General features: G+C 73.4%; 21 protein-coding genes. 13 read left to right on the top strand and 8 right to left on the bottom strand.

Going from position 1 to position 22,733, the window contains the following annotated elements; all coding sequences use genetic code 11:
* From M8C11_RS06820 to M8C11_RS06780, 9 genes are all read left to right on the top strand, one after another.
* On the top strand, positions 1-1,314 hold the full coding sequence (locus M8C11_RS06820) for a DegT/DnrJ/EryC1/StrS aminotransferase family protein (RefSeq protein WP_252448832.1): 1,314 nt from the start codon (positions 1-3) through the stop codon (positions 1,312-1,314).
* Entirely contained in the window at positions 1,311-2,492 is a 1,182-nt protein-coding gene (locus M8C11_RS06815) for an MFS transporter (RefSeq protein WP_252448830.1), read from the top strand. The genes M8C11_RS06820 and M8C11_RS06815 overlap by 4 nt, the downstream gene beginning before the upstream one ends.
* The gene (locus M8C11_RS06810) at positions 2,489-3,460 is read left to right on the top strand and encodes a sulfotransferase (protein ID WP_252448828.1); all 972 of its coding nucleotides are present in this window, start codon (positions 2,489-2,491) and stop codon (positions 3,458-3,460) included. Before M8C11_RS06815 ends, M8C11_RS06810 begins: the two co-directional genes overlap by 4 nt.
* Before the next feature lie 4 nt (positions 3,461-3,464).
* Positions 3,465-4,295 carry an SDR family NAD(P)-dependent oxidoreductase gene (locus M8C11_RS06805; protein ID WP_252448827.1) on the top strand — a complete coding sequence of 277 codons (831 nt, stop codon included), beginning with the start codon at positions 3,465-3,467 and terminating at the stop codon, positions 4,293-4,295.
* Between the two features lie 29 nt (positions 4,296-4,324).
* Entirely contained in the window at positions 4,325-5,164 is an 840-nt protein-coding gene (locus tag M8C11_RS06800; protein WP_252448825.1) for a methyltransferase domain-containing protein, read from the top strand.
* A gap of 15 nt (positions 5,165-5,179) precedes the next feature.
* Positions 5,180-6,058, top strand: a complete 879-nt coding sequence (locus tag M8C11_RS06795; protein ID WP_120570291.1) for a family 3 encapsulin nanocompartment shell protein — start codon at positions 5,180-5,182, stop codon at positions 6,056-6,058.
* A gap of 13 nt (positions 6,059-6,071) precedes the next feature.
* Positions 6,072-7,352, top strand: a complete 1,281-nt coding sequence (locus M8C11_RS06790) for an FAD-binding oxidoreductase (protein WP_252448823.1) — start codon at positions 6,072-6,074, stop codon at positions 7,350-7,352.
* Positions 7,349-8,050, top strand: coding sequence for an aspartate/glutamate racemase family protein (locus M8C11_RS06785; RefSeq protein ID WP_252448821.1), 702 nt, complete (start codon positions 7,349-7,351; stop codon positions 8,048-8,050). The genes M8C11_RS06790 and M8C11_RS06785 overlap by 4 nt, the downstream gene beginning before the upstream one ends.
* A 104-nt stretch (positions 8,051-8,154) precedes the next feature.
* Positions 8,155-8,325, top strand: a complete 171-nt coding sequence (locus M8C11_RS06780) for a hypothetical protein (protein ID WP_162959107.1) — start codon at positions 8,155-8,157, stop codon at positions 8,323-8,325.
* 51 nt (positions 8,326-8,376) lie between these two features.
* On the opposite strand, the gene M8C11_RS06775 is transcribed toward M8C11_RS06780, so the two are convergent.
* Together M8C11_RS06775 and M8C11_RS06770 are read right to left on the bottom strand one after the other, a co-directional pair.
* The gene (locus M8C11_RS06775) at positions 8,377-8,637 is read right to left on the bottom strand and encodes a hypothetical protein (RefSeq protein ID WP_252448820.1); all 261 of its coding nucleotides are present in this window, start codon (positions 8,635-8,637) and stop codon (positions 8,377-8,379) included.
* Between the two features lie 19 nt (positions 8,638-8,656).
* Entirely contained in the window at positions 8,657-10,441 is a 1,785-nt protein-coding gene (locus tag M8C11_RS06770) for an N-acetylglutaminylglutamine amidotransferase (protein ID WP_252449009.1), read from the bottom strand.
* Positions 10,442-10,674: 233 nt separating this feature from the next.
* Between M8C11_RS06770 and glnA the strand changes: the two genes are divergently transcribed.
* Together glnA and M8C11_RS06760 are read left to right on the top strand one after the other, a co-directional pair.
* Positions 10,675-12,099, top strand: a complete 1,425-nt coding sequence (glnA, locus tag M8C11_RS06765) for a type I glutamate--ammonia ligase (protein WP_252448818.1) — start codon at positions 10,675-10,677, stop codon at positions 12,097-12,099.
* Between the two features lie 141 nt (positions 12,100-12,240).
* Positions 12,241-13,386, top strand: a complete 1,146-nt coding sequence (locus M8C11_RS06760; protein WP_252448816.1) for a glutamate--cysteine ligase — start codon at positions 12,241-12,243, stop codon at positions 13,384-13,386.
* A 34-nt stretch (positions 13,387-13,420) separates the two neighbouring features.
* Here the strand turns inward: M8C11_RS06760 and M8C11_RS06755 are convergent, their stop codons facing one another.
* Positions 13,421-14,248 carry a PIG-L family deacetylase gene (locus M8C11_RS06755; protein ID WP_252448815.1) on the bottom strand — a complete coding sequence of 276 codons (828 nt, stop codon included), beginning with the start codon at positions 14,246-14,248 and terminating at the stop codon, positions 13,421-13,423.
* A 73-nt stretch (positions 14,249-14,321) separates the two neighbouring features.
* Here M8C11_RS06755 and M8C11_RS06750 point away from each other — a divergent pair, with 73 nt between their 5' ends.
* Positions 14,322-15,035, top strand: a complete 714-nt coding sequence (locus tag M8C11_RS06750; protein ID WP_047894629.1) for a hypothetical protein — start codon at positions 14,322-14,324, stop codon at positions 15,033-15,035.
* 53 nt (positions 15,036-15,088) lie between these two features.
* Here M8C11_RS06750 and M8C11_RS06745 read toward each other — a convergent pair whose 3' ends face one another.
* The 5 genes from M8C11_RS06745 to M8C11_RS06725 form a co-directional block, all read right to left on the bottom strand.
* On the bottom strand, positions 15,089-17,905 hold the full coding sequence (locus M8C11_RS06745) for a glycoside hydrolase N-terminal domain-containing protein (protein ID WP_252448814.1): 2,817 nt from the start codon (positions 17,903-17,905) through the stop codon (positions 15,089-15,091).
* A 152-nt stretch (positions 17,906-18,057) separates the two neighbouring features.
* Complete coding sequence (locus tag M8C11_RS06740; protein ID WP_252448813.1) at positions 18,058-19,074, bottom strand: nitroreductase; 1,017 nt, start codon at positions 19,072-19,074, stop codon at positions 18,058-18,060.
* Positions 19,075-19,076: 2 nt separating this feature from the next.
* Positions 19,077-20,159: a hypothetical protein gene (locus M8C11_RS06735; RefSeq protein WP_252448812.1), complete on the bottom strand. Its 1,083-nt coding sequence runs from the start codon at positions 20,157-20,159 to the stop codon at positions 19,077-19,079.
* Positions 20,156-20,596, bottom strand: coding sequence for a DUF4188 domain-containing protein (locus tag M8C11_RS06730; protein ID WP_135239671.1), 441 nt, complete (start codon positions 20,594-20,596; stop codon positions 20,156-20,158). The genes M8C11_RS06735 and M8C11_RS06730 overlap by 4 nt, the downstream gene beginning before the upstream one ends.
* Before the next feature lie 3 nt (positions 20,597-20,599).
* On the bottom strand, positions 20,600-22,162 hold the full coding sequence (locus M8C11_RS06725) for a phenylacetate--CoA ligase family protein (protein ID WP_252448811.1): 1,563 nt from the start codon (positions 22,160-22,162) through the stop codon (positions 20,600-20,602).
* A gap of 182 nt (positions 22,163-22,344) precedes the next feature.
* On the opposite strand from M8C11_RS06725, the gene M8C11_RS06720 reads away from it, so the two are divergent.
* Positions 22,345-22,731: a hypothetical protein gene (locus M8C11_RS06720; protein WP_252448810.1), complete on the top strand. Its 387-nt coding sequence runs from the start codon at positions 22,345-22,347 to the stop codon at positions 22,729-22,731.
* The last annotated feature ends 2 nt before the right edge of the window (positions 22,732-22,733 follow it).

Below are 22,733 nucleotides of genomic sequence, written 5' to 3'. Positions count from 1 at the left end.
GTGGACGGGAACAACGACGCTCCCGCACCGAGCCCGCCGAGGCCGGTGCAGAACGGCTCTGAGCTGCCCGAACAGCTCGCCCTGCACGGCGGCCAGCCGGTGCGGGGCACGCCCTGGCCGACGTACGACAAGGGTGCGGTCTTCGTGCACACCGAAGACGAGGACGCCGCTATTCGCGCCGTCCGCAGTCACCTCTACTTCCGATACGACCACCGCCCACCAAACGAAACCGAATGTGGGCGGTTCGAGGACGACCTGTGTCGTTATTTCGGCACCCGGCACGCGCTCGCCGTTTCCAGCGGGACCGCCGCGCTGGCGCTCGCCCTGATGGGTGCCGGAGTGCCGCCGGGCTCATTGGTGGCCTGCCCCGGATTCACTTTCGTCGCCACCCCCAGCGCCATTGTGCTGGCCGGTTGCCGGCCATTCCTGGTCGAGGTCGACGACGACCTGCGGATGGACCTCGACGACCTGCGCCGCCGCTGGCGGCCCGAGATCCGCGCCGTCATGGTCGTGCACATGCGCGGCTTCGCCGCCGACGTCGAGGCGCTGTCCGCGTTCGCCGCCGAGATGGGCGTGCCGCTCATCGAGGACGCGGTGCCCGCGCTCGGCGCCGAACTCAACGGCCGCAAGCTCGGCACGTTCGGGGCCGCCGGGGCGTTCAGCACCCAGTCCGACAAGGCACTCAACTGCGGCGAGGGCGGTTTCCTGATCACCGACGACAGCACGCTGTTCGCGCGGGCGGTGGCGCTGTCCGGGGCGTACGAGGGGCGGCTGCGGCGGCACTTCCCGCACGGCGAGCCGCCGCTGACCGGCCTGGACCTGCCGCTGCTGAGCCTGCGGATGGACGAGATCCGGGCGGCCCTGCTGCGCGCCGAGCTGACCCGGCTGCCGCAGCGGCTGGCGCTGTTCCACCGCAACTACGCGCACGTCAGCGCCGCCCTGGCCGGGCTGCCCGGCATCGCGGTCCGGCGGCCGGTCGCGCCCGGGGCGTACCTCGGGGAGGCGTTCGTGTTCCGCGTGCCGGGCGGCGACGCGGGCTGGTTCGCCCGCGCGCTGCGGGCCGAGGGGATCGACGCCCGCAACATCGGCGCGGACGACGACCTCAACGTCCGGGCGTTCTGGAACTGGCGGTTCCTGTACGACAGCGCCGACCCGGGCGAGATCCGCGCGACGCTGCCGCGCACCGCACGGCTGCTGACCGAGACCGTCGACGTGCCGCTGTCGTCCAACCTCACGCCCGAGGACTGCGACGACCTGGTCCGCGCGGTCCGCAAGGTGGCCGCCGCCCGTGAGACCGCGCTGGTCGGGTCGTGACCGGCGCACAGACCCCGGCTCGGCCCCTGCCCCGGCTCGCGCTCGCCGGCCTGCTCGGCGGGCTGTTCACCGGCTACCTCGGGCTGACCGCGGTGATCCCGGTGCTGCCCGGCTTCCTGCGGGAGCGGCACGACGCCGGTGACCTGACAGTCGGCGTGGCGGTCACGGTGACCGCGGTGACCGCGCTGCTGGTCCGGCCGGTCGCGGGCGCGCTCGCCGACCGGCACGGCCACCGGACGGTGATGCTGGCCGGGGCGCTCGTGGTGGCCGGCGGCGGCCTGCTCTACCTGGCGCCGCTGGGCGTGCCCGCGCTGGTGGCGGTCCGGCTCCTGCTCGGCGCCGGTGAGGCGGCACTGTTCACCGCCGGTGCGGTGTGGATCGTGCAGCTCGCCCCGCACGAGCGGCGGGGCCAGCTCATCGGCCTGTACGGGGTGAGCATGTGGGGCGGCATCTCCGCCGGCACGTTCCTCGGCGCCACCGTGCAGCAGGCCGGATACGCGGCGGTGTGGGTGCTCAGCGCGGTCGCCCCGGCGGTCGGCGCGGCGCTCGTCGCGCTGGTGCCCACGCCGGCGCGTACCGCACCGGCGGCCAAGGGCGGTGGGCTGCTGCTGCGCCCGGCGCTGCTGCCCGGCATCGCGCTCACCTTCGGCGCCGCCGGGTACGCGGGCCTGGCCGCGTTCGTCGTACTGCACCTGGACGCCCGGGGCATCGGCCACGGCGTGGTGGTGCTGAGCGTCTTCAGCGCCGTGTACGCCGGCACCCGCCTGGTCATCGGGCACCTGCCCGACCGGCTCGGCCCCCGCCGCGTGGCCACCTGGTGCGGGGTGGGCGAGGCGGCCGGTCTGCTGATCATCGCGGTCGCGCCGAACCTGCCGGTCGCGGTGGCGGGCAGCGTGGTGATGGGCGTCGGGTTCTCCCTGCTGCACCCGTCGCTGGCGCTGATGGTGATGAACCGCACCGACCCGGCGCGGCAGGGTGCGGCGATCGGGGCGTACACCTCGTTCTGGGATCTCGGGCTGGCGGTGTGGGGGCCGGCGACCGGCCTGGTCGCGGCCGGTCTGGGCTATCCGGCGGTGTTCGTCGCGGGCGCGGCCGGCGCGGCCGTCGCCGCCGCGATGGCGCTGCGCATCGGCCGGCCCGCGGTCGCGCCGGCTCCGGCGGAGGTACGCGCGGCATGAGCGCACCGGTGACCGTCCTGAGCGTCAACGGCTGGTGCCGTAACGGCAGCACCATCATCGGCAACGTCCTCGGTGAGGCGCCCGGTGTGGTGCACGTCGGTGAGCTGCACTTCCTGTGGAAGAACTCGACCGGGCGCGGGGTGAACGACAGGTGCGGGTGCGGCGCCGCGCTGACCGGCTGTCCGCTGTGGTCGGCGGTGCTGCCGCTGGGTCGTCCGGCCGGGATGTCGGCGGACGCGCACGCCGCCGAGGTGATCCGGCGGCAACGGGCGCGGCTGCGGACCCGGCACACGTGGCGGGTGCTGCGCCGGGGCGCGTACGACGCGGACACCCGGGCGCACGCGGACCTGCTCGGCGCGGTCTACCGGGAGGTGGCCGCGCGCACCGGCGCCCGGGTGATCGTGGACAGCACCAAGATCCCCGGCGAGTCGGCGTTGCTGCCGCACGTGCCGGGCGTCGAGGCGTACTGGCTGCACCTGGTGCGCGACCCGCGCGCGGTGGCGCACTCGTGGCGGGAGCCGAAGGAGTACGTCTACGCGATGTCCGCGGCGCGCAGCACCGCTTACTGGCACGGGTTCAACCTCGCGTCGGCGGCGATCAACCGGCGGTATCCGGGCCGGTCGGCGTTCCTGCGCTACGAGGACTTCACCGCCGACCCGGCCGGCACGATCGGCGCCCTGCTGAAGCTGGTGGGTGTCGACCCGGCGGCCAACCCGGTGCGGGACCGGACCGTCGAGCTGCGCGGCAACCACACGGTCACCGGCAACCCGGACCGGTTCCGGACCGGCCCGACCGTGATCCGCGACCGCGACGACGGGTGGCGGCGCACGCTGACCGGCCGGCAGCGGCTGGCCGTGGCGGCGCTGGCCTGGCCGCTGTCCACCCGGTACGGCTACCGGTCCGGCGGGCCGGACGGCGACCCGGCGTACCCCGGCGCGGCGGCCCGCGTCGGCGAGACGGAGAGGTGAGGACGTGGATCTGGGGCTCAAGGGCCGGGTGGCGCTCGTCGCCGGCGGCACCAGCGGCATCGGGCTGGCCTGCGCGAAGGAGTTCGCCGCGGAGGGCGCGCACGTGGCGGTCTGCGGGCGTGACCCGCAGCGGCTGGCCGTCGCCGAACGGGAGCTGACGGCGGTGGCCTCCGGCCGGGTCAGCGCGACCGGCGTGGACCTCACCGACACCGAGGCCGCCGCCCGCTGGGTGGACCGGGTAGCCGCCGAGCTGGGCGGCGCGGACGTGCTGCTGGTCAGCGGCGGCAGCCCGCCGGTCGGCACCGCCACCGGGTTCGGCGCCGACGACTATCGGGCGGCCGTCGACCGGGTGCTGCTGCCGGCGGTAGCGGTGTCGCTGGCCGCGCTGCCGCACATGCGCGCCGCGGGCTGGGGCCGGCTGCTGCTGGTGGCCTCGGAGACCGCCTGCGTGCCGATCGGACCGCTCGTGCTGTCCGGGGTGACCCGGGCGGCGCTGGTCCGGTTCGCCCAGGGCCTCGCCGTCGACGTGGGCCGCGACGGCATCACCGTCAACGTGCTCGCGCCCGGCGGGGTGCGTACGCCGCCGATGGAACGCGCTGCGGCCCGGCTCGCGGGCGCGGACGGCGACGTCGAGGCGCGGCTGTCCGCGATGGGTCACCACAGCGCCGTCGGCCGGCTGGCCCGGCCCGAGGAGGTCGCCGCGGTGGCCGCGTTCCTGGCCGGCGAGCGGGCGTCGTACGTGACCGCCGGGGTGCACCTGATCGACGGCGGCGCCGCCGCGACCGGCCCCGACCTGCCCCACCTCACCGGCGTCCGCAAGGACACCTACGCCTGACCCACCGACCGCCGCACAAGGGAGTGCCCATGTCCACGACCAGCCGGTTCACCGAGCGGGACGTCTCCGAGTTCTTCGACCAGACCACGCAGACGTACCTCAGTTTCTGGGACAGCGAGGGCGTGCTGCACACCGGCTACTTCACCGGGGAGGACGACTCCGACTACCACGCGGCGGCCGACCGGACCTCCGACATCCTCGCCGCCGACGCCGGGATCGACGCCTCGGCGAACGTGCTCGACGTGGGCTGCGGCTGCGGCAACTTCCTGCTGCGCCTGGCCGGCCGCACCGGGTGCCGGGGTGAAGGGCTGGACCTGAGCATCGAGCGGGTGCGCTTCGCCGAGCAGCGGCGCGCCGAGCGGGGCGCCTCGCTTCCCGTGTCGTTCCGGCACGGCTCGGCCACCGCCCTGCCGTACGACGACAGCACGTTCACGCACGTGGTCAGCCAGGACGCGCTGTTCCTGGTGCCGGACAAGCCGCGCAGCCACGCCGAGATGTTCCGGGTGCTCGCCCCCGGCGGGGTGCTCGCGGTGTCCGACTTCCTCCAGCCCACCGAGCGGATCGGCGAGGCGGCCCGCAGGCACGTCTACGACCGGGTGCGCTGGAACGACGGCTACTCGCTCGACGGCTACCGCCGGGCACTGGCGGAGGCCGGGTTCGTGGACGTGATCGCGCGCAGTCTCGACGCGCACATCAGGCAGACGTACCGGGTGCTGGGCCGCACCGCCCGGGAGCGCGCGGAGACGACGGCGGACGACACGGCGCGGACCTGGATCCTCGGCTTCGCCGACTCGTGCGACGAGATCCAGGCGGCGATCGACAGGGGCGAGTTCGGCTGGGGCATGTTCGTCGCCCGCAAGCCGGCCTGAGGAAGGGGACAGCAGATGTCACAGCGCACCGACACCGTGAAGCGGACGATCGCCGAGGTGGTCGCCGAACGGAAGACGCAGATGTCGCCCGGCGCGACGTTCGTCGAGGCGTTCGCCAAGGACGGTTTCGACACGAGCGTCGACTACGACGTGACGATCACCGACTCGCTGACCAGTTCCCGGCGCAAGCCCCGCTACCCCTCGCGGAACATGCTCAAGGTGGTGGACCTGTCCCGGGATCCGCAGGACTACTACTGGCACGAGAGCCCGCCCCGGCCGGACGACCCGGCGGTGGACGGCGCGGACCTGCGCCGGGAGGCGGCGAACCACTTCCACCGCTCCCCCATCCCGCCGCTGCTCACCACCACCGCGTGGGTGCAGGTGCCGGACACGCTGTGGGAGGACCCGGTCAGCTTCGCCCAGTTCATCGACTACCGGCTGGTGGTGCGGCTGGCCACCGCGGAGAACCACACCATCCTGCGCGGCGAGGGCGGGCTGCTGACCATGCCGGACCTGGGCCGGCTCACCGACCCGGGGCCGTTCGCGTCCACCGTCCTGGCCGCGTGCAACGAGGTCGAGCAGATGGGCAGCACCGCCGACGGGCTGATCATCAACCCGGCCGACTACTACCGGCTGCTGGGCAGCGGCTCGCTGATGCGCGACGTGGAGGACAACGGCGTGTTCATCGTGCGTACCCGGCTGGTCGACCCGGGCACCGCGATCGTCGGGGACTTCGGCCACGGCGCGCTGCTGTTCGACGCCGGCCGGTCCACGATCGGGTTCGCCGAGCCGCCGCCGGGCACGTTCGCCGAACCCGGGGTGGCGCTGCGCGCCGAGATCTGGGAGCGGGTCGTGGTGAACCTGCCCACCTGCTTCTTCGTCGTCACGCTCTGACCGGCGGCGACGGATGACGACGCCGGCCCGTACCGACCCCGACGTGCTGGTCGTCGGCGCGGGCGTGGTGGGCCTGTGCTGCGCCTGGTTCCTGCGCCGCGCCGGGCACACCGTGACTGTGGTGGACCGGGGCGAGGTCGGCGACCCGGCGGCCTGCTCGGCCGGGAACACCGGTTTCGTCGGCACCCAGGGCTCGGCGCCGCTGGCCGAGCCGGGGGTGCCGGCCACCGGGATCCGCTGGCTGTTCAGCCCGGAGAGCCCGTTCGCGGTCCGGCCCCGGCTCGACGGCGCGCTGCTGGCCTGGCTGTGGCACTTCCGCCGGCACTGCACCGAACGGCACGCCCGCGCCGGGTTCGAGACGCTGCTCGCGCTCAAGCAGCGCAGCCTCGCGCTGCTGCGCGAGATCTGCGCCGAGGACGAGCTGGCCGGGACGCTCACCGAACGCGGCATGATCCTCGCCTGCCACACCGAGCAGGGGTACGCGAAGGCGCGCCGGACGATCCCGGCGGCGACCGCGCGCGGCGTGCCGCTGCGGGAGCTGGACCGGGCCGAGCTGGCCCGGCTGGAACCCGGTGTCGACTTCGCGGTGGCCGGGACGCTGCTCAACGAGGAGGGCGCCGCGCTGCGCATCCCGGCGTTCCTGGTGGCGCTCGCGCGGGCGCTGCGGGCCCGGGGCGTGGACATCGTCACCGGCGCGGAGGTACGCGACTTCGAGGTGACCGGGCGGCGGGTACGCGCGGTGCGGACGGCTCGGGGCGAGCTGCGCCCGGCCGAGGTGGTGATCGCCGCCGGGGTGTGGTCGGCGGCCTGCGCCCGGATGCTCGGCGTCGGGCTGACGCTGCAACCGGCGAAGGGCTACACCGTCACGCTGCCCGCCGGCCCGGGCACGCCGACCCGGCCGGTGCTGCTCAGCGAGGGCAAGGTCGCGGTGATGCCGCTGGGTGACCGGGTACGCGTCGGCGGCACGCTGGAGCTGTCCGGGCTGGACGCGTCGATCTCACCACGCCGCGTCGACGGGATCCTGCACACCGCGCGGCGGTACCTGCCGGCGCTGGACACCGGCCGGCGCCTCGACGTGTGGAGCGGGCTGCGTCCGTGCACCCCGGACAGCCTGCCGTTGATCGGGCGGGCCGGCGGCTACGACAACGTCAGCGTGGCCACCGGGCACGGGCACATCGGGATGGGCCTGGCCCCGGCCGGCGGGCAGCTGCTCGCCCAGCTCGTCTCCGGCGCCGAGCCGGACCTACCGCTGGACACGTTCGCCCTGGACCGCTTCCAGAGGGGGATCTCGTGAGCGATCGGCCGGAGATCGGGGTGCTCTGCCTCGACACCAGTTTCGACAAGATCCCCGGGCACATCCGTAATCCGGACACGTTCGACTTCCCGGTGCGTTACCGGGTGGTGCAGGGCGCGACCCCGCAGCGGCTGGTCCGCGAGGCCGACCCGACGCTGCTGCAGCCGTTCGTCGACGCGGCCCGCGACCTGGAGGCGGCCGGGGTCGCCGGGATCACCGGCGCGTGCGGGTTCCTCGTGCTGTTCCAGGCCGAACTCGCCGCCGCGGTGCGCGTCCCGCTGTGGTCGTCGAGCCTGGTGCAACTGCCGATGGTGCACCGGATGGTCGGTCGCACGGTCGGGCTGCTGGTCGCCGACGAGGCGGCGCTGACCTCGCGCCACCTGGCCGCGATCGGCGCGGCCGACGTCCCGGTGGCGGTCACCGGCATGGCCGGGCAGCCGGAGTTCCGCGAGGTGATGCTGGAGGGCCGGCGCGACGCCCTCGACGTCGAGCGGCTCGCGGCCGAGGTGGACGAGCGGGTCGACGCGCTGTCCCGCGCGCATCCGGAACTGGGTGCGCTGGTCGTCGAGTGCACCGACCTGGTGCCGTTCGCCCACCGGATCCAGGCGCGGCTGGGTGTGCCGGTGTTCGACATCGTCACGCTGACCACGATGGCGTACGCGAGCCTCACCCGGCGGCCGTACCGCCCCGGTGGGTGACCGCGGGGCCGTCGCGCGGAAACCCGCTCCCGGCGTCCGTCCGGCGCTTAGCGTGGGACGAGAGGCGGCCTGCCCGGGGCGCCGGTGAGCGGAGGGAGAACGCGGTGACGGAGCCGGAGGAGGAGCAGGAGAAGACCCGCAAGACCGATCGGGTGCTGTTCTCGCCCGACGGCGACCCGCACCACACGCTCGCCGAGGCGCCCCAGCCGGACGAGCACCTGCCGCCCACAGTCACCCGCGACGGCCACACGGAGGTACTCGACGACGAGCAGTGAGCGCACCGTCCCGTTCCGACCCGCTCGCGGGCCGGGCGGGACGTGCCGCGGTCAGACCGGCGGGATGCCGGAGCGGCCGATGTCCGACATGTCGTCGCCGATCTCGGTCCGGGTGCCGGCCACCGGCCCGGCGGTCGCCTCGGTCCGGTCCTCCAGGCAGGCGTCGCCCAGCCCGTGCATCAGCTCGCCGACCACGGCGAGCGCCGAGCCCTTGTCCGGGCAGGGCGCCCCGGTGGCGAGCACCTGACCGTCGCCGCCGACGACGGTGAATCCCACACTGCCGTCGGCCTCGCTCTCGATGACGAACTTCATCGTGCTCCTCCCGCCCCGCTCAGCTCACGCCGTGCGTCTGCAACCACAGCTCCAGCAGGCCCAGTTGCCACAGCTTGTTGCTGCCGGCGGCGGCCTGGGCCCGGTCCGGCTCGGCCAGCAGCTCGTCGACGTACGCCCGGCGGAACAGCCCCCGCCGGCGTGCCTCGGGCGCACCCAGCGCCTCGACCACCAACTCTCGCACGGGACCGTCGACGTTGCGCAGCGCCGGCACCGGGAAGTAGCCCTTGGGCCGGTCGATGACCTCGGCCGGCAGCACCTCCCGGGCCACCTCCTTGAGCACGCCCTTGCCGCCCTGCGCCAGCTTGTGCTCGGGCGGGCACGCCGCGGCGAGCGTGATCAGGTCCTGGTCGAGGAAGGGCGTGCGCACCTCCAGGCCCCACGCCATGCTCATGCTGTCCACCCGCTTGACCGGGTCGTCGGGCAGCATCAGGTGGGTGTCCAGGCGCAGCACCGCGTCCACGGCGGTCTGCGCGCCGGGCGCGGCCAGGTCCGCGGCGACCAGCTCGCCGCTGGCGTCACCGTCGCAGGCGTACGCCGGTTCCACCACCTCGGTCAGCTCGGCGTGGTCGCGGTCGAAGAACGCGGCGGTGAACTCGGCCGCCGCGTCCTCGCGGGCCGAGGCGGCCAGCCGGTGGTGGTAGCCGTAGCCGGCGAACACCTCGTCGGCGCCCTGACCCGACTGCGCCACCTTCACGTGCCGGGCGACCTGCTCGGAGAGCAGGTGGAACGCCACCACGTCGTGGCTGCCCATCGGTTCGGTCATGGCCGCCACTGTGGCGCGTACGGCCGGGCCGAGATCGTCGTCGGCGAGCCGGATGCGGTGGTGGTCGGTGCCGAACGTGCGGGCCACCAGGTCGGAGTAGTGGAACTCGTCGCCGCTCTCGTCGCCGCGGCTGTCGAAGCCGATGCTGAACGTCTGGAGGTGGTGCTGTCCGGCGTCGTCCAGCAGCGCCACGATCATGCTGGAGTCCAGGCCGCCGGAGAGCAGCACCCCCACCGGCACGTCCGCGACCAGCCGGCGGCGTACGGCGGTGCGCAGCGCGTCGCCGACGGCGGCCCGCCAGTCGGCGGCGTCCATGCCGTCGTGGGAGGGGTCGCGCCGGTACTCGGGCCGCCAGTAGACGCGCTCGCGGCTGCGCCCGTCGGCCTCGACCACCCGGACGGTGGCCGGGGGCAGCTTGCGGATCCCGCGCAGGAGCGTGCGCGGCGCTGGCACGATCGAGTGCCAGGACAGGTAGTGGTGCAGCGCGACCGGGTCGATGCCGGTGTCCACGTCGCCGCCGGCCAGCAGCGCCGGCAGCGTGGAGGCGAACCGGAGCCGGCCGGGCGACTCGGCGAGATAGAGCGGCTTGATGCCGAGCCGGTCGCGGGCCAGCACGAGGCGGCGGCGCCGCCGGTCCACCAGCGCCACCGCGAACATGCCGACCAGGTGGTCGACGAACCGCTCCCCCCACTGCGCGTACGCCACCAGGATCACCTCGGTGTCGCTGGTGCTGTGGAACGTGTGCCCGGCGGCGCGCAGCTCGTCGCGCAGCTCCGGGTAGTTGTAGACGCAGCCGTTGAAGACCAGGGCCAGGCCGAGGTCGTCGCGGACCATCGGCTGGGCGCCGGCCTCGGACAGGTCGATCACGGTGAGCCGGCGGTGCCCGAGGGTGATCCAGCCGTCGCTCCACGCGCCCTCGCCGTCCGGCCCGCGTGCGCGCATGGCCGCGGTCATCCGGTTCACCGCGTCGGTGTCGGGGGTGGCCCCGTCGAACCTGGCCTCACCGCTGATCCCGCACATCTCAGCGCCCACCGGTCAGTCGCGGAGCACTCACCATGCCAACCTCCCGCCGCGTCGTCTCCCGGGCGGTCCGCCGGGTACGGCGACTACCCGGCATGTGGCGAAGGAAACCCGGATGGGCGGTTGCCGAGCCGGGCACGGCGAGCCGTCGTACGGTGGCGGTACGGGCCATGTCCCCGGGCGGTCCGGCCACGGGACGTGGCCAGGATCAACGACGCCTGCCAGGAGGACGTGTGTTCGCCAATTCCGAGGAACTCCTGCGATACCTCACCGACGAGGACGTGAAGTTCGTCGACGTACGTTTCTGTGACCTGCCCGGCGTGATGCAGCACTTCAACCTGCCGGTCGAGTCGTTCGACGACAGCGTGTTCACCGACGGTCTCGCCTTCGACGGGTCCTCGATCCGCGGCTTCCAGTCGATCCACGAGTCGGACATGCTGCTGCTGCCGGACGTGTCGACGGCTTTCATCGACCCGTTCCGCACGCAGAAGACGCTGGCGCTGAACTTCTTCGTCCACGACCCGTTCACCCGGGAGGCGTACTCCCGCGACCCGCGCAACGTGGCGAAGAAGGCCGAGGCGTATCTGGCGGCGAGCGGGATCGCGGACACCGCCTACTTCGGGGCGGAGGCGGAGTTCTACATCTTCGACTCCATCCGCCACGAGACCTCCGCGCACCAGTCGTTCTACTACATCGACTCGATCGAGGGCGCCTGGAACAGCGGCCGGATCGAGGAGGGCGGCAACCGGGGTTACAAGACCGCCTACAAGGGCGGCTACTTCCCGGTGCCGCCGGTGGACCACTACGCCGACCTGCGCGACAGCATGGTCCGCCGGATGGTGGACGCCGGTTTCACCGTCGAGCGTTCGCACCACGAGGTGGGCACGGGCGGCCAGTCGGAGATCAACTACAAGTTCTCCACGCTGCTGCACTCGGCGGACGAGCTCCAGCTCTTCAAGTATCTGATCAAGAACGAGGCATGGGCGCACGGCAAGACCGCCACGTTCATGCCCAAGCCGCTGTTCGGTGACAACGGCTCCGGCATGCACACCCACCAGAGCCTCTGGCGCGGCGGCGAGCCGCTGTTCTACGACGAGACCGGCTACGCCGGCCTGTCCGACACCGCCCGCTGGTACATCGGCGGCCTCCTGCACCACGCCCCGTCGCTGCTGGCCTTCACCAACCCCACCATCAACTCCTACCGCCGCCTGGTGCCCGGCTTCGAGGCCCCGGTCAACCTGGTCTACTCCCAGCGCAACCGCTCCGCCTGCACCCGCATCCCGGTGACCGGCAGCAACCCCAAGGCCAAGCGCGTCGAGTTCCGCGTCCCCGACCCGTCCAGCAACCCCTATCTGGCCTTCTCCGCGATGCTCATGGCCGGCCTCGACGGCATCAAGAACAAGATCGAGCCGCCGGCGCCGATCGACAAGGACCTGTACGACCTGCCGCCGGAGGAGTGGGGCGACGTCAAGCAGGTGCCCGGTTCGCTGCCCGAGGCGCTGGCGGCGCTGGAGGCCGACCACGACTACCTGCTCGACGGCGGGGTGTTCACCGGCGACCTGATCTCCACCTGGGTCGACTGGAAGAACGCCAACGAGGTCGACCCGGTCCGGCTGCGGCCCACGCCGCACGAGTTCGCGCTCTACTTCGACTGCTGAGCCGGACCGTCACCGCCCCCGCCACCCGCGGGGGCGGTGGTCGGCGGAAACGGCCTCGGGCCGGCCTCCGCCCTCGTACCGTCGAGACATGACTCCGCCTCACGACGACACGCCGACCGTTCCGTGCCGGTGGAGCCGTCGGTGAGGCCGCGGCCCACCACCACCACCGCCACCACCACCCCGCAGATCCCCACCGTCCTGACCCTCGGGGTGGAAGAGGAGTTCCTGCTGCTGGATCCGGCCACCGGCGAGAGCATGCCGGTCGCCGACCGGGTGCGCGGCGCGCTCTCCGGCACCGCCCGCGAGCAGAGCCGGCAGGAGTTCCGGCACAGCATGGTGGAGATGGTGACGCCCGTCAGCCCGGACCTCGGGGAGCTGCGGGAGCACCTGGTCACGCTGCGGCGGGCGGCGGCCCGGGCGGCCGACGCGGCCGGGGCGCGGCTGGTCGCGGTCGGCGCCACGCCGGTCTGCGAGGCCCACCGCACGGTGCCCGACGAGCAGCGCTACCACGACATGTCCCGCCGGTTCGGCCCGGTGGCCCACGACCCGGCGGTCTGCGGCTGCCACGTGCACGTCGGCGTGCCGGACCGGGAACTGGCCGTGCAGGTCTGCAACCACCTGCGCCCGTGGCTGCCGGTGGTGCAGGCGCTCACCGCCAACTCGCCGCTGCACGACGGGCGGGACACCGGGCACGCGAGCTGGCGTTCGATGCAGCTGGAACGGTGGCCGAGCATCGGGCCGACGCCGCACTTCGACTCCGCCGCCGACTACGACGCCACGGTGGCGGACCTGATCACCGCCGGGATCATGCTCGACGCCGCGATGGTCTACTGGTACGCCCGCCCGTCCGCGTCGTACCCCACTGTGGAGGTCCGCGTCGGCGACGTGTGCCCCACAGTCGACGACACGGTGCTGGTCGCCGGGCTGGTCCGGGCGCTCGTGGCCACGCTGATCGACGACGTCCGCGCGGGCGTGCCCGCGCCACGCATCCGGGACTGCCTGGTCGCCGCCGCGCACTGGCGGGCCGCGCACGACGGTGTGGACGGCCGGCTCGTCGACCTGCGCACCGGGCGGCCCCGGCCCGCCTGGGACCTCGTCGACGACCTGTTCGTCACCGTCACACCCGCGCTGACCCGCCACGGTGACCTGGACCTGGTCCGGTGCGAGCTGGACCGGGTGCGCCGGGACGGCACCGGCGCCACCCGGCAACGACGGATCATGGCCGAGACCGACGGGGACGTCCGCGCCGTGCTCGATCACCTGGCCGCGCAGACCGTCTCGACGTGAGTCGATGACCTCCCCGGAGCGGGCCCGCGACCGGTCAGCGCAACCCGGCGAACAGGTCGTCCTCGGGTGTGGCCGCGCCGGTGGTGTCCCGCACCCGCACGAACGTCTCCATGCCCATCAGCTCGGTGAACCGCTCCTGCCCCAGACGCAGGAAGAAGATGTTCTCCGCCTGGCTGGCGTGCGCGGCGAGCGAGGCGAACTTCTGCCCGCCGTAGGCGCGGGTGTCGACCCAGGTGGTGATCTCGTCGTCCGGCAGGCCCAGCGCCGGCATCTCGTCGGTCGCCTCCGGCTCGGGGAACTCCACCCCGATCTCCCGCATGACGGTGCCGAACTGCTGGAACGCGCTGCGTGGCACGGTGGTCCAGTAGACCTTGGCCGGGATGCCGGTCTGCTCGACCGCGGCCATGGTGATCCGGTGGGCCTGGATGTGGTCCGGGTGGCCGTAGAAGCCGTTCTCGTCGTAGGTGACCACCACGTCGGGGCGGTAGCGCCGGATCAGCTCGGCCAGCCGGCCGGCCGCCTCGGCCACCGGCGTGTTCCAGAACGCGCCGGGCGCGTCGTTCGTCGCCCAGCCCATCATCCCGGAGTCGCCGTAGTCGAGCGTCTCCAGGTGCGTGACCTTCAGCGCCTCGCAGCTGGCGGCCAGCTCGGCGCGGCGCATGTCCACCACGGCCTTGGGGTCGTGCCCGGGGTCGCCCGGCTTGTTCCCGCCGGGACCGTCGCCGCACCCCCCGTCGGTGCACGTCACGAGCACTGTGGTGACGCCCTCGGCCGCGTAGCGCGCCAGGACGCCGCCGGTGCTCGTCGCCTCGTCGTCGGGGTGCGCGTGCACCGCCATCAGGGTCAGGGATCGATCGGTCACCCCGTCACCATACGAGCATCGGCCGACGAACTAGCATTGCCCGGTCCGCAGACGGCGACGGAAGCGAGGCGCGATGGGTTGGCTCCAGCGGTTGCTCGGTGGCGGACGGGTCGAACTGGACCCCACGCGTCAGCAGGAGCTGCTGCGGGACGTCCGGCAGTCCTACGGGGCGCACGCCCGCCTCCGGTTCCCGGAGCAGGCCGACGCGATCACTCGGCTGCTGTCCGATGACGACGGTCTCGTGGTGGCCGCCGGGATCGTCTGCGAGGCCGCCGACCAGGCGCACGCCGACCTGCTCGCCCAGGCGCAGGAGGTGTTCCGGCGCACCGGGCGGCGGCTGCTGGTGCACCGCCGCAACTACCGGCCCCTGTGGAAGGAGGCCGGGCCGGCGCTACGCTGGCCGCTCGGCGCGCTGCCCAGCGGGCTGCACCCGTACGCGCAGGTCAGCGCCGCCGTGGCGGTCGTCGGCGGGCGGGCCGACCGGCTGGACCGGGTGACCGACCCGCAGCCGTTCGTGACGCGCCTGTTCGAGGTGCTCGACCTGACCACCGCCGGCTGGGAGTTCGGCCGGGTGCGTGTGGACACCGACAGCGCGACGCTGGTGGAACGGCTGATGGGCACCGGTGCGCGGGTGCTCGCGACGATGGACGACCCGCCCCGGCTGCCGCCGGCGGTACGGGAGATGATGCGCCGCAACCACCGCATCGCCGTGTACGACCCGGCCGGTCCCCGCGTGGTCGGCGAGCTGAACCTGGGCGCGCGGCTGCGCGAGACGCTGCTGGCCTGACCGGCGGTGCGCCCGCCCCGGCCGGGTGGCCGCGGCGGGGCGCGTCGCGCGGGTCAGGTGGTCGTACAGGTGATGTTCGCCGGTGGGTTGTTGGTGCCGCCGGCCGTGCCGATGAAGCCGAACGTGGTGGAGCCGCCGGCCGGCAGTGAGCCGTTGTAGTCGACGTTGCGCACCGTCACGTTCGCGCCGTTCTGGGTGTGCGTGCCGCTCCAGATCTGGTTGATCACCTGGCCGTTCGGGAACGTCCAGGAGACCGTCCAGCCGCGGATCGCGGTGGCGCCGGCGGTCACCGTGACCTCGGCCTGGAAGCCGCCCGACCAGGAGCCGGTGATCGCGTACGTGGCACGCGCGCCGGACGGCGCCGGCGAGCTGGTGGTCGGGGTCGGCGTCGGGGTCGGCGTGGGTGACGGCGTGGACGTCGGTGTGGCCGTCGGCGACGGCGTCACGCCGGGCCGCGCCGCCCGGTAGGTGTGCCCGGCGCGGACGGTGAGCGCGACGACGTCGGACTCCGGGCGGGTGGTGGCGGGTGTGCTGCCGTCGGTGACGTCGGCGACGGTGAAGGTGCCGGTGAACAGCCGGGACCGCAGGCGCAGCGTGCCGTCGCGGTCGGCGCGGACGGTGATCTCGTCGGCCTGGCCGCTGCTCCAGGTCAGCCCCACCGTGTAGCCACCTCGGCCGCGCAGGCCCGCGACCTGCCCGGCCGGCCAGGCGGTGGGCAGCGCCGGCAGCAGGTGCAGCTCGCCGGTGTGGCTGTGCAGCAGCATCTCGGCGATGCCCGAGGTGGCCCCGAAGTTGCCGTCGATCTGGAACGGCGGGTGCAGGTCGAACATGTTCGGCGCGAGCCGGTCGGTGCGCACCAGGTCGCGCAGGAGCTTGTGGGCGCGGGCGCCGTCCTCCAGGCGGGCCCAGAAATTGATCTTCCAGGCCAGGGACCAGCCGGTCCCGTCGTCGCCGCGCAGCTCCAGCGTCTTGCGGGCGGCCTCGTACAGCGACGGGGTGCCCCGCTTGGTGATCTGGTTGCCGGGGTGCAGCCCGTACAGGTGGGAGACGTGCCGGTGGGTGCGCTCGGTCTCGACCCAGTCGGCCAGCCACTCCTGCACGTTGCCGCGGGAGCCGACGCGGCTCGGCGGCAGCCGGTCCTTGGCGGTGCGTACCTGGGACCGGAAGGTGGTGTCGACGCCCAGCACCTCGCTCGCCCGGGCCGCCGCGTCGAACAGGTCGCGCAGGATCTGGTTGTCCATCGTCGGGCCGGCGCAGACGCTGGCGTCGGCGTGGTGCGCCAGCTCCGGCGAGTTCGACGGGTTCGTCACCAGGTAGCCGAGCGTCGGGTGGGCGACCAGGGTGTCGAGGAAGAACTGGGCGGCGCCCTTGAGCGCCGGGTAGTTGGCCTGGAGGAACCCGAGGTCGCCGGTGAACAGGTAGTGGTCCCAGATGAGCGTACTCAGCCAGGCGCCGCCGGTCTGCCACATGCCCCAGAACGCGCCGTCCACGACCGACGCGCCCCGCCAGGCGTCGGTGTTGTGGTGGGTGACCCAGCCGCCGGCGCCGTACTGCGCCTGGGCGACCCGCGCGCCGGTCACCGTGAGGTCCTTGATCATGTCGAAGACCGGCAGGAAGCACTCGGACAGGTTCGTGGTGTCGGCCGGCCAGTAGTTCATCGGCAGGTTGGCGTTGACCGTGTACTTCGAGTCCCAGGACGGCGTCAGCGAGTCGTTCCAGATGCCCTGGAGGTTCGCCGGCTGGGTGCCCGGCCGCGACGAGGAGATCAGCAGGTACCGCCCGAACTGGAACAGCAGCGCGGCGAACTGCGGATCGTTCGTGCTCGCGTGCTGCGCGATCCGTACGTCGGTGGGCTGGTCGGCGGCGGCGGTGCGGCCCAGGTCGATCGTGACCCGGCCGAACAGTGCCTGGTAGTCGGCGCGGTGGCGGGTACGCAGCTGATCGACGTCGACGCTCTTGGCGGCGTTGAGCCGGTTGCGCGCGATGCCCTGGTAGTCGCCGTTGACGGTGCGGTAGTTGACGTAGCTGGACCCGATCGAGATCAGGACCGTCACGCTGGTGGCGCCGGACACCCGGAGCGTGCCGCCGGAACTGCTCACCGTGCCACCGGTGACGGCGGCGTGGGCCAGCGCGAGGAACCGCACCGAGCCGTTGACCCCCTCCATCGAGCCGGAGATGCCGTCGAGCGCGACTGTCGCGCCGTCCGGGCTGGACACGGTGGTCCGCTGCGGGCTGTCGAAGGTGGCGGAGAACGTGATCGAGTTCGCCCGGTCGGCGGTCAGCCGGAGCACGATCACCTGGTCGGGCGCGCTGGCGAACACCTCCCGCTGGTGCCGTACGCCGTTCAACACGTACGTGGTGGTGACAGTGGCGGTGGTGAGGTCGAGCGTCCGGTTGTACTGGCTCGCCCCGCTCGCCGACCCGAAGGCGAGCCGAAGGTTCCCGACGGTCTGGTAGGCGAGCTGACCGCCCGGGCTGCCCATCATGGTCTGGTTGATCAGATCCTGGGCCGAGGTCCACTGGTCGGCGAAGACGCGACGCCGGATCTCGGCCAGGTTCGCCGCGCCCCGCGTGTTGGCCGAGTCGTACGGGCCGCCGGCCCAGACGGTGTCCTCGTTGAGCTGGAGCCGTTCGGTGTCGACGTTGCCGAACACCATCGCACCGAGCCGCCCGTTGCCGATCGGCAGGGCGCGCAGCCAGTCGGTGCCGGCCGGCTCGTCGTACCAGAGCGCCAGGTCGTTCGCGGCCAGCACCTGCGGGGGCGCCGCCGAGCCGGCCCGGGCGGCGGCGCTCCAGGCGGCCGGCAGCAACGCGGCACCGGCGCCCGCCGCTGTGGCCTTGATGACGTTTCGTCGTGTCACTTCGGACATGGTTTCTCCCAACCGCGCGCATCAGAGGCGGATCCGGGTGCACGACGGTGCTGTTATCGCTAACAGACCTTTTCGCACACCCGGACGCCGCATTCCCTGCCACTACGCGCCCAGGGCTCCCGACCGGGCGACACATCAGCCAACGTGGACTCTCATGGATGAAGTGACACCGCGTCAAGGGGTGTTACCGCTAACAGACCCGATCCGTGGTCCACTCGCCGGGCCGAACGGGGCGCGGGCACGGCCGGCCGGCCCACCCGGACCACGTGCACGACGCGCTCCGGCGCCACGTCAAGCAGCGTCCCGAGCGCGTCCCGCGTGGCGGCCACGTCGATCAGCTGACTGAGCGGGTGCGCGGCCAGCCCGGCCGTGTGCAGCGTCAGCCACGTCCGCATCAGCACGCGTCCGAACTCGACCTGGCCGGCCGCGTCCAGACCGGGCGGGGCGACGAGCGCCAGCACCGTGCCGCCCTGCGCCAGCGGATCGCCGCTCGCGGCGGCGAGCAGCCGGGGCAGCCCCAGCGGGCGCAACGCCGGGTACGCCGCGAGCGCCGCCCGCAGCCCGGTGGCCGCCGCCCGGCCCAGCCCGAGGCAGCGGTCACTGAGCCCGTCGGTCCGGTAGCGCGGGCCCGACCGGTCCAGGCGCAGCCAGCGGCGCAGCTCCGCGACCACCGCCGGGTCGGCGTACACCTGCCGGTCGGCCGTGCGCAGCAGCGCGCGCAGCCGCCCGGCCGCCGGCACGACGCGGACCGCGCCACCGGCCCGCCGGGCGACCGCGTCCACGGCCGCGACCACGTCGGCGTCCGGGCCGCCGGTGAACCGGCCCCGGTGGGTACGCCGGTCCCACACGTCGGCGGTGCGGAACGGCGTCCGGTACGGCTGCCGTCCCGGCCGCAGTCGCCCCACCCGCCGGTCGGACTCGTCGTGGTCGGCGGCCCAGTCCAGCCGCAGCCCCGCGTCGGCGGCGACGATGAGGCAGGTCTCCACGAACGCGCCCAGCGACAGCCGCAGGTCCCGCCCGGTCGGGTCGCCCGCGGGCAGCGCGTCGGCCGGATCCCAGCCGACGGTGATCGCCCAGCGCTCGTAGCGCAGCCGCCACGGCTGGGTGTTGTGCGCGCTCGGGGCCCGCCAGCACAGCGGCTCCAGCGCGTGGAACGCGGCGAGGTCCATGCTCACCGCTCCTTGGCGTAGAACGTGTAGCCGTGCAGCGGGCGTCCGCCCAAGCGCCGGTACTGGGCCGCGGACGCCGGATTGTCCCGCCCGACGTACGTGCTGCGCAGACCCGTGTAGCCACCGGCGTGCAGGTTGCGGTGCAGGTGCTCGGACAGCAGCCGCTGGTAGCCGCGCCCCTGGAACTCCGGCACCACGCCCTTGACGATCAGCACCGCCTCCCGGCGGTACCGGCGGCGGGTCGCCAGCAGCCGGAGCCGGTTGACCGGGTTCAGGTCGCCGCGGACCGCGACCAGGAAGTCGCTGATGTCCGGCACGCAGAGCACGAACGCCACCGGACGCCCGTCACGGGTCAGGTAGAGCAGCAGTGACTCGTCCAGGAGGTACGCCAGCCCGTCGGTCTGCCGCCGCAGCTGGGCCGCCGAGATCGGCGTGTAGTAGCCGAGCTGGGCGAAGGAGTCGTTGAGCATCCCGCGCAGCAGGCCGAGCTGCTCGTCGAGCCGCCGGGTGCTCCCCCGGTGCAGTTCCAGCCGGGCGCCGTCGGGCTCGACACCCGGGCCGGGGGCCGGGCCAGCCGGCGGCGGGACCGGGCAGATCCAGGTGTCGGAGACGAACCGCCCGGTGAACCCGTACGCCTCGTACGCCTCCGGGTAGTGCGGCGGGTTCCACGCGCTGTCCACGAACCCCCGGTCGGCGTACCCGGAGGTGATCACGCCGCCCGCCTGGTTGGGCAGCAGCGCCACCGGCCCGAACAGCAGGTCCCGGCCGGGCGTGGAGTGCGTGGTGATCGCGTCGAACAGCGGCCCGGCGGCGGACGCGGTGAACTCGGTGAGCCCGAACAGCTGGCACCGGCGGCCCAGCTTGGCGTCGAGGTCCGCGTCGGTGTGCAGCGTGGTCCGCCCGACCACCGCGCCGGTGGCGTCGCGCAGCACGTACATCGGCACGCCGTCGCGCCACCAGCGGCGGATCTGCTGCCGGGGCGTCGGCACGTACCGGGACTCGTCGGCGTACAGCCGGTCGGTGAGCGTGAGGAAGTCGCGCAGGCCGCGCCGGCCGGTGACGCGCTCGAACCGGTGGCCGGTCACCGGCGCACCGCCGGTCCGGCCGTCTCCGCGCCCAGCGGCGTGAACCGCTCGATGTGGCCCATCGCGCCGTCCTCGGCCCGCCACGCGCCGTTGGAGTAGCCGTCCGGGGAGGCGGTGTAGAGCCGGATGAACCCGGCGGTGGCGTTACGGGTGCCGTCGGTCAGCCACATCATCAGCTTGCGGTGGTGCCGGGTCCGGGCGAAGCGCAGCAGCGCGTCCCGGTCGGTGAAGAACGCGATCGTGCCGAGCGTCAGCGGGAACTGCCAGTAGACGGTGTGCCAGCAGTAGCCGGACATCCGGCGCATGTCCCGCACCATCCGGATCCAGTCCGGGGCCAGGCGCAGCAGCACCAGCGGGTTCGCGTACCGGGTGCCGCCGATGAACATGGCGCCGGCGCGGGCCTGGGCCGGGGCGCGGGAGAAGTCACGGGTACGCATCACTCACCTCACCAGGTAGACGTTCTTGATCTTCTGCATGGCGGCGAACGGGCCGCCGTCCGGTTCGTGCAGCTGGACCCGCAGGTCACCAGCGGTCGGGTCCTCCACCAGGGACTGCGCGAAGTCCCGCGACACCGAGGTCAGGTGCGCGCGTACCCCGTCGCGGCAGGCGTCGGCGAGCGCCGCGCGTGCCGCGGTGTCCAGCGGGCGGCGCAGCTCGACGTGGATCACCGGCCGGGTCTCCAGCGCCGCGTCCTCGTGCAGCGTCAGGCAGAACCGGCTGATCTCGGCGGCGTACGGGTTGCCGGTGTAGAGGCCGTACTCGACGTCCTGGGGGTAGAGGTTCGCGCCCAGGTAGGACACGGTGGAGTCGCTGCGGCCGAACAACAGCAGCAGCGGCAGCGTCATCCGCTCCTCGGCCACCGCGGTACGGAACTCGGCGCGGCGTACCGGGTCGGCGTGGGCCAGCTCGACGATCCGCCGGTACGGCACCAGCAGCGCCTCGTCGCCCACGTTGTAGCGCAGCCGCGGCTGGAGCACGTGCGGGCTCGTGACGGTGCAGAGCAGTTCCCGCCGCTCGTTGGTCTCCAGGTAGGTGGCGAACGGGTTGTACTGGAACACCATCGGCAGCCGCTGCTCGCCGCGGCCGAGCAGTTCCGCGCGCAGCCCCGCGTCGGTGCGCAGCCGCCGCCGCAGCCACACCGTGAACCGGGTCTCCGCGCCGATGCCGATGGTCAGGTCCGACGCGCCGTACGCCGACCGCACCCGCACGAACCGCTGTTCCAGGTAGTCGCGCAGCGCCTCGGTCATGCCCTCGCCGCCGCAGCTGGCGAAGATCCGGTACCGCGACCAGGGGAAGTCCTCGGCGTCGAGCCGGTCCCGCAGATGCTTGAGGAACGGCGGGTACGCAGTCACCAGGTAGTCGTGGCCTGGACCGAACTCGCGCAGCGTGTCGACGATCTTCCCGAGGTCCGGACCGGTGTTCTTCACGGTCGCGATCCGGGCCATCGCCGCGCCGGTGGTGGTGCCCGTCGCCCAGGCGCCCATCGAGTACGCGTTGATCACGAACGGCCGGCGCATCGGGAACGCCAGTCCGGTGTAGCCGGCGATGTCGCGGTGCACCGCCCGCAGTTCCCGCTCGCCGCGCGGCCAGTTGAACGGCCGACCGGACGATCCGGCCGACTCGTCGACCACCACGCCGCGCTCCGGCAGCCGTCCGTCCCGGCACCGGGCGGAGGTGTCGTACGCCATGACGTACCCACGCTTGTCGGTCTCCGGGAAGTCCCGCAGCCGGCGGCGCAGGCCGCCCGGGCGGGCCCGCAGGAACGCCTGGTAGGCAGGCACCCGCCGGGCCGCCCGCACGCAGGTCGACCGCGCGTTCGCGGCGGCGAGCCGGTCGAGGACCGGGTGGTGGCGCCGGGCCAGCCACCGCCAGCCGGCCGGGTGGTGGGCGACGAGCCGGGCCAGCGCGGCGACCGCGCGGCCGGCGGGGGCCAGCGCGGCCTCGGCGGGCAGGGGCGTGTCGACGGTACGTGCAGCGGCGTGTCGGTGCAGCGTCTCGGCCATGAGAAGCATCCTGTCGACGCGGCAGCGTCCACACATGAGCGATGGGACGGTGATGCGCTGAGTACCCGTACCCAGTGAAGGGTCCGAATCTTGTCACGGTGAGTCACCATCTGGACACATGCCTGGCCTGCGTTCGCGGCCGGGTCGAGACTGCGCACATGGCGAATGGTGAGCGTGAGCGCATGAACGAGCGCTTCGAGAAGGTGGCCGAGGAGACCTCGGAGACCGTGACCCACGCGGCCACGGTGCTGGAGGAGGAACTCGCGGCGGGGCTGGCCGGCGCACGGCGACTCGAGGAGAAGCTGACCGAGAGCCGCCGGGTCGACCCGGAGGCGTTCGACGAACTGGTCGCGCGGGTCCGCACCGACGGGCACGCCCTCATCGACACCGTGGTCGGGCAGTTGAAGATGGCCGACGACCAGCGCGGCGAGGTGATCCGGCGGTACACCTCGGACGCGCACGACGCGCTGGACACCGTACTCAATCTGGCGCGGCTGGCCCCCAAGGTGGCCAACGGGCTCGCGGACCGGCTCGCGTCGCCGGCCCCGAAGCGGCCGACGGACCGGTAGCC

This window comes from Micromonospora sp. CPM1 (assembly GCF_023896895.1).
Taxonomy (GTDB): domain Bacteria; phylum Actinomycetota; class Actinomycetes; order Mycobacteriales; family Micromonosporaceae; genus Micromonospora; species Micromonospora tulbaghiae.
Note: the sequence above shows the minus strand (reverse complement) of the source record. Positions and strands in the feature narration are given on the sequence as shown.